Source organism: Sandarakinorhabdus rubra (assembly GCF_010994245.1).
Lineage (GTDB): Bacteria > Pseudomonadota > Alphaproteobacteria > Sphingomonadales > Sphingomonadaceae > Sandarakinorhabdus > Sandarakinorhabdus rubra.
In genome coordinates this window covers 1-10,936 of the sequence record NZ_WMHO01000082.1, presented here as the reverse complement: position 1 = coordinate 10,936, position 10,936 = coordinate 1, and the positions used below count along the sequence as shown (strand labels likewise).

Here is a 10,936-nt window from a genome sequence, read left to right as displayed (position 1 = left end):
TCGGTCGCGACGCCCGTGACGGCGGCGGTGGCGGCGGCCGAGACCGTGCCGCCCAGCTCCGGCCCGGCCCTCCCGCTGGGTGCTGCCGTGCTGCTGATGCGGCTGGCCGAGTTCCTGGTTGTTGGTGGGGTTGGCCTGTGGCTGGTCGATCGCCTGGCGGAACAGCTGGGCGGCTTCCTCGAACTGCATGAGCGTGTCACGCTGATCGCCAGCCTGGCGTTCGCCGTGCTGGCCGAGAGCCTTGGCGCCTACGACGTGGAAGCACAATTCTCGCTGCGCGAGGGTTGGCGGCGGGTGATCCTGGCCTGGGTGATGACGGTGCTATTCCTGGTCACCATCGGCTTCCTGCTCAAGACATCAGAGGAAATCTCGCGCGGCTGGGCACTGCTGTGGTTTGCCTCGGCCGGCACCGCCATGCTGGTGACCCGCGGTGTCGGCACCCTGTGGGTGCGCCGGCTCAAGCGCAGCGGCTTCTTCAACGAGCGCATGGCGATCTTTGGCACCGGGGCCCAGGCGGCGCGTTTTGCCGATTATGTCCGTTCCAGCGACCGGCTGACCATCACGCTGGTCGGCCTGTTCGACGATCGCCGCCCGGATCGCCTGCCGGCCGAGGTGAGCGGCGTGCCGGTGCTGGGCGATCTCGATGAATTGATCGGGATGATCCGCGCCGGCCTGATCGACCAGGTGGTGCTGGCGCTGCCCTGGTCGGCCGAGCGTCGGCTGCGCACACTGGTCGACGCGCTGGCGCAGACGCCGGTGAAACTCAGGCTGGCCCCCGATCTTGTCACCTTCAGCTTTGCCAACCGGCCGATGGTGATCCTGGGCGACCTGCCGGTGATGACGCTGTTCGAACGGCCGATCTCGGGCCTGTCGGGCATTGCCAAGCAGCTGGAGGACAAGATTCTGGCGACATTGATCCTGGCGCTAATCTGGCCGCTGCTCGCCCTCATCGCGCTTGCCGTGAAGCTGGATTCGCCCGGGCCTATCCTGTTCCGCCAGCCGCGCGAGGGCTTCAACAACCGCAGCTTCCACTGTTTCAAGTTCCGGACCATGTACCATGATCGGCTGGAGTATCAGAACATCACCCAGGCCGGCCGACACGACCCGCGGGTGACGAGGCTGGGGCGGTTCCTGCGGCGCACGAGCCTAGATGAGCTGCCGCAGCTCCTGAACGTGCTGCGCGGCGAGATGAGCCTGGTGGGGCCGCGCCCGCACGCGCCGTCCACCCGGGCCGGCGGCAAGCTGTTCGCGGACGCGGTGCAAAGCTATGCCGCCCGCCACAAGGTGAAACCGGGCATCACCGGCTGGGCGCAGGTGAACGGCTGGCGCGGCGAGACCGACACCGAGGAAAAATTGATCCGCCGGGTCGAGCATGATCTTTACTATATCGAGAACTGGTCGATCTGGTTCGATCTCTACATCCTCGCGCGCACGGTCGGGGCCGTGCTGCTGCCGCGCAACGCCTTCTGAGCCGGTCGCGTCGAGCGCGTCAGGACATTATGTCGCAGCTGTTCAAAAATTGCCGTTCGCTACTTGGCGCGGACATAATCTTTCCCTAATCGCCGCTCTCATTCATTTTTCCTGTCCGCTGGCCGGCAATTGATCCGCCTGGCCAGTGGCGCGCAGCAAGGACGAGCCCGCCATGTATGGTCCCGCGCATGATCCCGCCGCTGGCACGAACCTGCCGATCCGCCCGCCGGTGCCGGTGCCGCAGGTCAATCCGGTGCGCAGCCGCGCCGATTGGGACGCGATGCGCAGCGCCGTGCTGGCCGATCCGGGTGCCTTTCACGGCGCCATGGCGGCGCGCAACCTGCACTGGCAGGTGATGGTGGATGGCCGCCCGGCCTGGCTGAGCCGGGGCGAGGATGGCCGCTGGGCGGGCTGGGATGCCGAAACCGCGGCGCCCGTGGTGGCCGATCTCGGCGCCGATTTCGCGCCGTGGACCCGGGCCTTCAATGCCGATGATGCGCCCAATTTCCGCTGGTTCGAAGGCGGCCGCACCAATGCCGCCTTCAACGAGCTGGATCGTCACGTGCTGGCCGGGCATGGCGCGGAAGCCGCCTTCATCTTCGAGGGTGACCGCTGGGACCTGGCGGCCAACAACGGCCGCGGTGCCCCGGTCGATTGCCTCACCGTCTCGCGCCGCCAGCTGCTGCTCGAAGCCGCCAAGTGCGCCGTGGCCCTGCAGAAGCTGGGCCTGAAGGCCGGTGACCGCATCGCACTCAACATGCCCAACGTGCCGGCCCAGCTCTACTGGACGGAAGGCGCCAAGCGCATCGGGGTGATCTACACGCCGGTGTTCGGCGGCTTTTCCGACAAGACCCTGTCGGACCGCATCCACGATGCCGGCGCCCGCATCGTGATCACCGCTGACGGCGGCTATCGCAACGCCCAGATCGTGCCGTTCAAGACCGCCTATACCGATCCGGCGCTGGACAATTATGTGCCGGTGACGGTGGCGCTCAGGCTGTTGGAAGAGCGGCTGGATGGCGCCGATCTTGGCCTCTCCGCCGAGACCCGCACCGCCATGGCCGGCATCGTCGCCACCGCGCTGAAGGGTGAGGTGACGGTGGAGCGCGGCGACGTGATGCGCGGCCTCGGCCGGGCACTCGCCGAACTGGGCAAGGAAGGCGCCGTGGATGCCGCCCAGTCGGCGCGCATCCGCATCGCTATTGCCGAGGCGCTTGTGTCCACCCCGCCGCGCGTGGAAGCGGTGATCGTCGCCAACCATACCCATGTGCCCGATCTCGTCTGGCGCGATCGCGACGTGTGGAGCCATGATCTCACCAATGCCGCGCTGGCCGACATCCTGAAGGCGGCCGGCCTGCCCGACGAAGCGGCGCTGCATGCACTGGACGACCAGGCCTTCGTGGCGGCGCTGTGGAAGGCGTCGAAGCCGCTGGCCGTCGATGCCGAATATCCCCTGTTCTTCATCTACACCTCGGGCTCGACCGGCAAGCCCAAGGGCGTTGTCCATGTCCATGGCGGCTATGCGAGCGGCATCATGGAAACGATGAAGGTCGCCTTTGATGCGCGCCCCGGCGACACGATCTTCGTGGTCGCCGATCCGGGCTGGATCACCGGCCAGAGCTACATGATCGCCGCTGCGCTGCTCTCCCGCGTCACCACCGTGCTGGCCGAAGGCTCACCGGTGTTCCCGCACGCCGGGCGCTTTGCGGCGATGATCGAGAACCACGGCGTCACCATCTTCAAGGCCGGCGTCACCTTCCTGAAGGCGGTGATGACCGACCCGCAGAACCTGAAGGACATCGAGGCCTATGACCTGAGCAAGCTGAGGGTCGCCACCTTTTGCGCCGAGCCCTGTTCGCCGCCGGTGCAGGCCTTCGGCATGGATCACATCACGTCGCAGTATATCAACAGCTACTGGGCGACCGAGCATGGCGGCATCGCCTGGACGCACTTCTATGGCAACGGCGAATTCCCGCTGGCGGCCGACGCGCGCACCTTCCCGCTGCCGTGGATCGTCGGCGACGTGTGGGTGGAAGACGAGGCCGGCGACAAGCAGGCCACCGTGCTCTTGACCCGCGAGGGCGGCGAAGGCGTGCCCTGGCGCAAGGCCGGGCAAAGCGAGAAGGGCGAGATCATCATCGCCGCGCCCTATCCCTATCTGGCGCGCACCGTGTGGGGCGATGCCGAGAATTTCCGCGTCGAGGATGGCAAGGTGGTCGGCGGCTGGGCCGGTGACGCGGCGCGCTGGCGCGAAGGCTACTGGGGCCGCTGGCAGGGCGTGTGGGCCTATACCCAGGGCGATTTCGCCGTGGCGGGCGATGATGGCGGCTTCTCGCTGCACGGCCGGTCGGATGACGTGATCAACGTCTCCGGCCATCGCATGGGCACCGAGGAGATCGAGGGCGCAATCCTGCGCGACAAGGCGCTGAACCCGGAAAGCCCGGTGGGCAACGTGCTGGTGGTGGGTGCCCCGCACCGCGAGAAGGGCCTGACCCCGCTGGCCTTCATCACGCCGGCGCCCGGCCAGGTCATCACCCGCGACGACGAGCGCCGGCTGGCCGATCTGGTGCGCAGCGAAAAGGGCGCCGTGGCGGTGCCCGGCGATTTCATCACCGTCTCGCAGTTCCCGGAAACCCGCAGCGGCAAGTACATGCGCCGCATGGTGCGCGCGCTGGTGGAAGGAGCGCCGCTGGGTGACGTGACGACGCTGAAGAACCCGGAGAGCCTGGACGAACTGAAGCGCGCCATCACCGCCTGGGAGCGCAAGCAGCGCCTGTCCGAAGATCAGGACATCTTCGACCGCTATCGCTATTTCCGCATCCAGTACAACACGGTCGCGCCGGGCAAGAAGGTGGCGACCGTCTATGTCACCAACCCGCCAGTCAACGCGCTCAACGAACGCGCCATCGACGAGCTGGTGATCGTGGTGGAGCATCTGTCGCGCCGCGAAGACGTGGCCGCGGTGGTGTTCACCGGCGATGGCACGGCAAGCTTCGTCGCCGGCGCCGACATCCGCCAGTTCCTTGAGGAGATCCACACGGCGGAGGAAGCGCGCGTGCTGCCGGCCAACGCCCAGCTGGCGTTCGGCAAGATCGAGCAGATGGGCAAGCCCTGCATCGCGGCAATCCAGGGCGTCGCGCTGGGCGGCGGCATGGAATTCGCGCTGGCCTGCCATTATCGCGTCGCCGAGCCCCACGCCCGCTTCGGCCAGCCGGAAATCCGCCTGCGACTGCTGCCCGGCTATGGCGGCACCCAGCGCCTGCCGCGCTTGTTGACCGACAAGCGCGGGCCCGAAGGCCTGCTGGACGCGCTCGACCTGATCCTGGGTGGCCGCAGCGTGGATGCTGCCGACGCCCTGGAAATGGGCGCCATCGATGCGGTTGCCGATGGCGCCACCGATGCGCTCAGCCTGGCCCATGCTGCCGTGCGCGAATATGTGCGACTGGGTGACACCAGCCATCTCGGCCGCGCCTGGGCAGAACGCAAGAAGGTCGCCAAGACCGTGTGGCAGCAGCCCAACCACATCGATCTCGATGCCGCGCTGCAGGACTCGTTCGTGCAGCGCATCCTGAAGCAGCTGGAGTGGGCCGGCCGCGGCAAGGCCGGGGAACGCGCCATCGACGCGATCCGCACCGGCTGGACGCAGGGCATGAACGCCGGCCTCGCCCGCGAGGCGGAGCTGTTTGCACAGGCCGTGATCGATCCCGATGGCGGCAAGACCGGCATCCGCCTGTTCATGGACAAGAAGGCCCCGCCGCTGCCCGTGCGCCGCAACGGCGTCCATATCGAGGCCGAGTTCGAGACAAGGGCGAAGCATCTGGAAGCCGCTGGTGACCTGCTGCCGGTGGGCGCGCCCTTCTTCCCCGGCGTGACGCCGATCCCGGGCCATCAATATGGCTTCGGTATCGCGCGCAATCCCGATACCGGCGCGCCGCAGTTCGGCCAGCCGGCCACCCACGAAAAGCAGCTGATCGTGCCGACGCCGCAGCCGGAGCCCAACGAGGCGCTGGTCTATCTGCTCACCTCGGAAGTGAACTTCAACGATATCTGGGCCTTGACCGGCATCCCGGTGTCGCCGTTCGACAATCATGAAGAGGATGTGCAGCTCACCGGTTCGGGCGGCCTGGCGCTTGTCGCGGCGCTGGGCAGCGAGGTCCGCGGGCAGGGTCGGCTCAAGGTGGGCGATCTGGTGGCGGTCTATTCCGGCACGTCCGATCTGCTCAGCCCGCAGGCCGGGCGTGACCCGATGTATGCCGATTTCGCCATCCAGGGCTATGAGACGAAGTCGGGCAGCCATGCCCAGTTCCTCACCGTGCAGGCGCCGCAGCTGCACCCCGTGCCCGGTGACCTGACGCTGGAGCAGGCCGGAAGCTACATCCTCAACCTCGGCACCATCTGGCGCTGCCTCTACACCACGCTGGAAATCGTGGGCGGCAAGACCATCTTCATCGAAGGGTCGGCCACCGGCACCGGGCTTGATGCGCTGAAATCGGCCAAGGCCAGCGGCCTTGCCGTGACCGGCCTCGTCTCCAGCCCGTCGCGTGCCGCGTTCGTGAAATCGAAGGGCGCCGTCGGCGCGCTCGATCGCACCGATCCGCGCTTCAAGTCGCTGTTCACTGCCGTCCCCGACGGCACGAAGGCGGACTGGGCGGCGTGGGAACAGGCCGGTGAGGCGCTGGTGGCGGAATACAAGGCGCTGAACGGCGGCAAGCTGGCCGATTATGCCGTGTCCCACGCCGGCGAGACGGCCTTCCCGCGCTCGTTCCAGCTTTTGGGCGATGGTGGCGTGCTCGCCTTCTATGGCGCTTCGTCGGGCTATCACCTCAGCTTCATGGGCAAGAAGGGCGGTTCCGATCCGGTCACCATGCTGGCGCGCGCCGGCGCGCGTGGCGGCGAGGCGGTGCTCATCTTCTATGGCCCCGGCACCTCTCAGCTGGCCGATGAGACCGGCCTCGAGATGATCGAGGCGGCGCGTGGTCTGGGCTGCCGCATCGTTGTCGTCACCAACACCGATGGCCAGCGCGAGTTCATCCTGAGCCTGGGCTTCGAGGACGCGGTGGCCGGCGTGGTGTCGCTGGAAGGCATCAAGCGGCGCGAGGGCGGCAATTTCGACTGGCCCGACACCATGCCGCGCCTGCCGGTGGCCCGCGAGGATATCGAGAATTTCCGCGAAGCCGTCCGCCAGTTCCAGGACAAGACGCTGAAGCCCTTCGGCAACGCGGTCGGCAAGCTGCTGCGCTCGCCGGACAATCCGCGCGGCAACCCGGACATCGTGCTGGAACGCGCCGGCCAGGACACGCTGGGCGTCACCACTGCGCTGGTGAAGCCGTTCACCGGCCGCGTGGTCTACTGCGAGGACATGGCCGGGCAGCGCTACAATTTCTATGCCCCGCAGGTGTGGACCCGCCAGCGCCGCATCATCATGCCGATGGCACAGATCCGGGGCACCCACCTGTGCAATGCTTATGAAGTCACCCGCATGAACGACATGATTTCCGCCGGCATCCTGGACGTCACCGAGCCGACGGTGGTGCCGTGGGAAGGCCTGCCGGAAGCGCACCAGTCCATGTGGGACAACCGCCACACGGGGGCGACCTATATCGTCAACCACGCGCTGCCGGCGATGGGCCTGCGCGGCAAGGACGAACTCTATGAAGCGTGGGCGTCCCTCGGGGCCAACCGCGAAGGGCAGGGGGAATGAACGCGATGTCGAAGTCCAAGGGCGGCGAACCCGTGTCTGCACCGCAGGGGGAGCGCGTCGGCCGGCTGGCCGGCAAGGTGGCGCTGATCACCGGGGCGGCCGGCAATCTGGGTGGCAGCATCGTGCGCCGCTATCTGGCCGAAGGCGCCACCGTGGTGATGAGCGGCCGCGATGCGGCGCGCACCACGGCAGCGATGGACGCCGCCGTCGCCGATGTGGGTGGGACTGCCAGCATCGTGACGATGGACGGCGCCGACATTGAATCAGTGCGCGCCGGCATTGCCGAGGTCGTGGCCCGCCATGGCCGTATCGATATCCTCGTCAACAACGCCGGCTCGGCTGGCCCCAAGCAGGTGCTGGGCGACCTGCCGCTCAATGCCGACGAGCTGGAAGGCACGCCTGACAGCGAGACGGTGGGCGATGCCGCCCGCAACATCATGGTGGTGGCCTGGAACCTGGTGCGCGCCGCCGCGCCCGCGATGGGCGAGGGCGGCAGCATCATCAACGTGTCCACCATCTTCTCGCGCACCGATTATTTCGGCCGCGCCGCCTATACCGTGCCCAAGGCTGCGCTCAACATCCTGTCGAAGCGGCTGGCCCGCGAGCTGGGGCCGCGCGGCATCCGCGTGAACACCCTCTATCCCGGCCCCATCGCGTCCGAACGCATCCGCACCGTGTTCGCCGCCATGGACGGGCTGAAGGGCGACGCGCCCGGCAGCACGGCCAATCATTTCTTCGATCTGATGGCGCTGGAGCGCAGCGTCGATGGCGCGCCGAAGGCCAAGACCTTCCCGACCCCGGCTGACATCGCCAATGCCTGCGTGTTCATGGGATCGGACGAAAGCGCCGCCTTTGCCGCCCATGATTTCGAAGTGACGCACGGCATGGCGGTGCCGCTGGAATCGCGCTCGGAATTTCTCTCACGCCCCGACATGCGCGCCATCGATGGCGACGGACGCCACATCCTGGTGGCAGCCGGCAACCAGCTTGATGACGCACTGGCCATCGCCGGCCTGTTCGCCGGGCAGGGCGCGCGCGTGCTGCTGGGCTTCCATGCCCAGGCCGCGCTTGACGACGCAGCCGACCGCTTGCCGGCCGGCGTCACGGCGGTGCGCTTCCCGCGCCATGATCATGATGTGATGGATGCCGAACTGGCGACCTTCACCGCCGCTGGCGGCGCGATCGATGGCGCGGTGATCCTGCCGACGCGCGGCCCGGGCTATTTCACCGGCGCGCTCGGCGAGGCCAGCGATGCCAATGTCGAGCGGTTCGTGGATGACGAGCTGGAAGGCGCCATCGCGCTTGCCCGCACGCTGGACCGCTATTGGCAGAAGAATGGCGACCTCGCCGCCGATCCGCGCGTCGTGTTCCTTTCGAACGGCGATGATGGCGCCGGCAATCTTTGGGCCGACGTGGAACGCGCCGCCATCGAGGAACTGCTGCGCGTGTGGCGCGACGAGGCCCGCGTGGCGCACGCGCAGGGCAAGGCGCCGCGCGCCGTGTGGGGCAACCAGATCGTGCGTTATGGCAATGGCGAGGCGGAAAACCGCGACTTTGCCGCCGGCCATGCCGCGCGCCTCCTGCTGAGCGACCGCCAGGTCGATCCGATCAACCTCTATCTGCCGGCCAGCATCGCCCATGCCACCGGCGCCCGCCGTGCATTGATGGGCACGGCGGAAAACATCACCGGCCTGCATCTGGGCAAGGTGGCGCTGATCACCGGCGGCTCCGCCGGCATCGGCGGCGCGCTGGCCCGCCTGCTGGCCCTGGCCGGCGCCAAGGTGATGATGGTCGCCCGCCGCGAATCCGAGCTGGATGCCGCCCGCGAGCGGATCGTGGGCGAGCTGCAGGACATCGGCTTTGCCGGCGTCGAACGCCGCGTGCGCACGCTGGCCGGCATCGATGTGGCCGACATGGGTTCGCTCCGCCGCGCCGTTGACGAGACATTGAAGGCCTTCGGGCGCATCGACTATCTCATCAACAACGCCGGCATTTCGGGCGCCGAGGAAATGGCCGTGGACATGGAGGTGGGCGCCTTCCGCCACACCCAGTTCGCCAACCTGATCTCCAACTATGCCCTGATGCAGATGGTTGTGCCGCTGATGCGGGCCCAGGGGTCGGGCTATATCCTCAACGTTTCCAGCTATTTCGGTGGGGAAAAGTTCCTTGCCGTGTCCTACCCCAACCGCACCGACTATGCCGTCTCCAAGTCCGGCCAGCGGGCGATGGTGGAATCGATGGCTCGCCACCTGGGGCCGCAGATCCAGATCAACGCCATCGCGCCGGGCCCGGTGGACGGGGACCGGCTGGCCGGCCTGGGCGGCAAGCCGGGCCTGTTCGATCGGCGCGGCCGCCTGATCCTGGAAAACAAGCGGCTGAACGCGGTGCATGCCGCGGTCATCAAGTCGGTGCGCTCCGGCGCGCCGGTGGCGCAGGTGCTGGCCAAGCTGGCCCGCAACGACACGGTGCAACTGTCGCACGACAAGTCCAACCCGCAGGCGCTGCGCGACCTGGCGCTGGCCTGCGCGCGCGAGGGCGATGAAAGCTGCTGCTGGGATCGCTATGTGCTCACCCCGGTGCTGGCCGCCAAGCTGCTGAAGCGGCTGCGGCTGGGCGGCTGGCTGATCGGCAGCGACTGGCAGGACCGCGATGCGGCCGACTGGCTGTTGCGCGTGCCGCCCGATGACGTGCCGTGGCTGCCGGTGGCGCAGATCGGCCGCGAAGCCGCCAAGGTGCGCGGCGGCGTGCTCAGCCAGCTGCATCTCGGCAAGATGCCGACCGAAACCGAAGTGGCGCAGGCCACCGTGTTCTTCCTGGCCGACCGTGCCGTGTCGGGCGAGACGTTCATGCCCTCGGGCGGCCTCAACGTCGAACGCTCGCACACGGAGCGCGAACTGTTCGGCAGCCCCAAGGCCGAGCGGCTGGCCCAGATGGGCGGCAAGACGGTGTGGATGGTCGGCGAGCATCTCGCCGATTATCTCGGGGCCGCTGCGCAGGGCTTCCTTGATTGCGATGTCGCCCGCGTGGTGCTGCTCACCGCGAGCCAGGCCGGAGCGGATGCCATCCGCAGCCATATCGGGCAGGGGGCCGACCGGGTCGAGACGCTGGTGATCGACGGCGAGATCGAGACGGCGATGGACGCGGCGCTGGCCCGCTGGGGCCACCCCACCAGCATCGTCTCGACGCCGCTGGCGCCGCTGCCCGACCGGCTGTTCGATGGCGAGGAACCGCTCGATGGCGACGGCTTTGCCGCCGTTGTCGACCAGAACCTCACTCATCATTTCCGCATCGCCCGCAAGGTGTCGCTGTTCGATGATTGCCAGCTGGTGCTGGTCTCGCCCGACGTACCGATGGGGGAGGGCGGCAAGGGCGCCTTCGCGCTGGCCAATTTCATCAAGACGACGCTGCACGCCTTCACCGCCACCATCGCGGTGGAGAATGAGCGGCTGGTGCACGAGGTGGCGGTCAACCAGATCAACCTCACCCGCCGCGTGCGTTCCGAAGAGCCGCGGACGCCGGCGGAACATGCCGAGGAGGTGCGCCGCTTCGCTCGCGCCGTGCTGCTGGCCGGTGCGCCGCTGCCGGATGCGGAAGACAGCCGTTATCGCAGCCGCATCTATCGCGGCATGTCGCTCACCGTCTGATGGCGGGGCGGCTGGCCCTCAGCCGGCCAGCCGCCGCTCCACCAGCGTCCACAGGTCGGCAAAGGCGCGCGCCGCCGCGCCGGACGGCAGCGGCTTGCGGGTCGCCGCNGTCGCCTCGATG

3 protein-coding genes are annotated in these 10,936 nt (G+C 68.0%); all 3 read left to right on the top strand.

Features of this window, described 5'->3' with window-relative positions; all coding sequences use genetic code 11:
- Nucleotides 1–1,470: undecaprenyl-phosphate glucose phosphotransferase (locus GJV64_RS06975; RefSeq protein ID WP_164156548.1), on the top strand; the 1,470-nt coding region annotated here is incomplete at its 5' end.
- Between the two features lie 172 nt (nt 1,471–1,642).
- A complete protein-coding gene (locus GJV64_RS06970) occupies nt 1,643–7,171 on the top strand; it encodes an AMP-binding protein (RefSeq protein WP_164156547.1) in 5,529 nt (1,842 codons plus the stop codon).
- Nucleotides 7,168–10,815 carry an SDR family NAD(P)-dependent oxidoreductase gene (locus GJV64_RS06965; protein WP_164156546.1) on the top strand — a complete coding sequence of 1,216 codons (3,648 nt, stop codon included), beginning with the start codon at nt 7,168–7,170 and terminating at the stop codon, nt 10,813–10,815. The genes GJV64_RS06970 and GJV64_RS06965 overlap by 4 nt, the downstream gene beginning before the upstream one ends.
- Nucleotides 10,816–10,936: the final 121 nt, after the last annotated feature.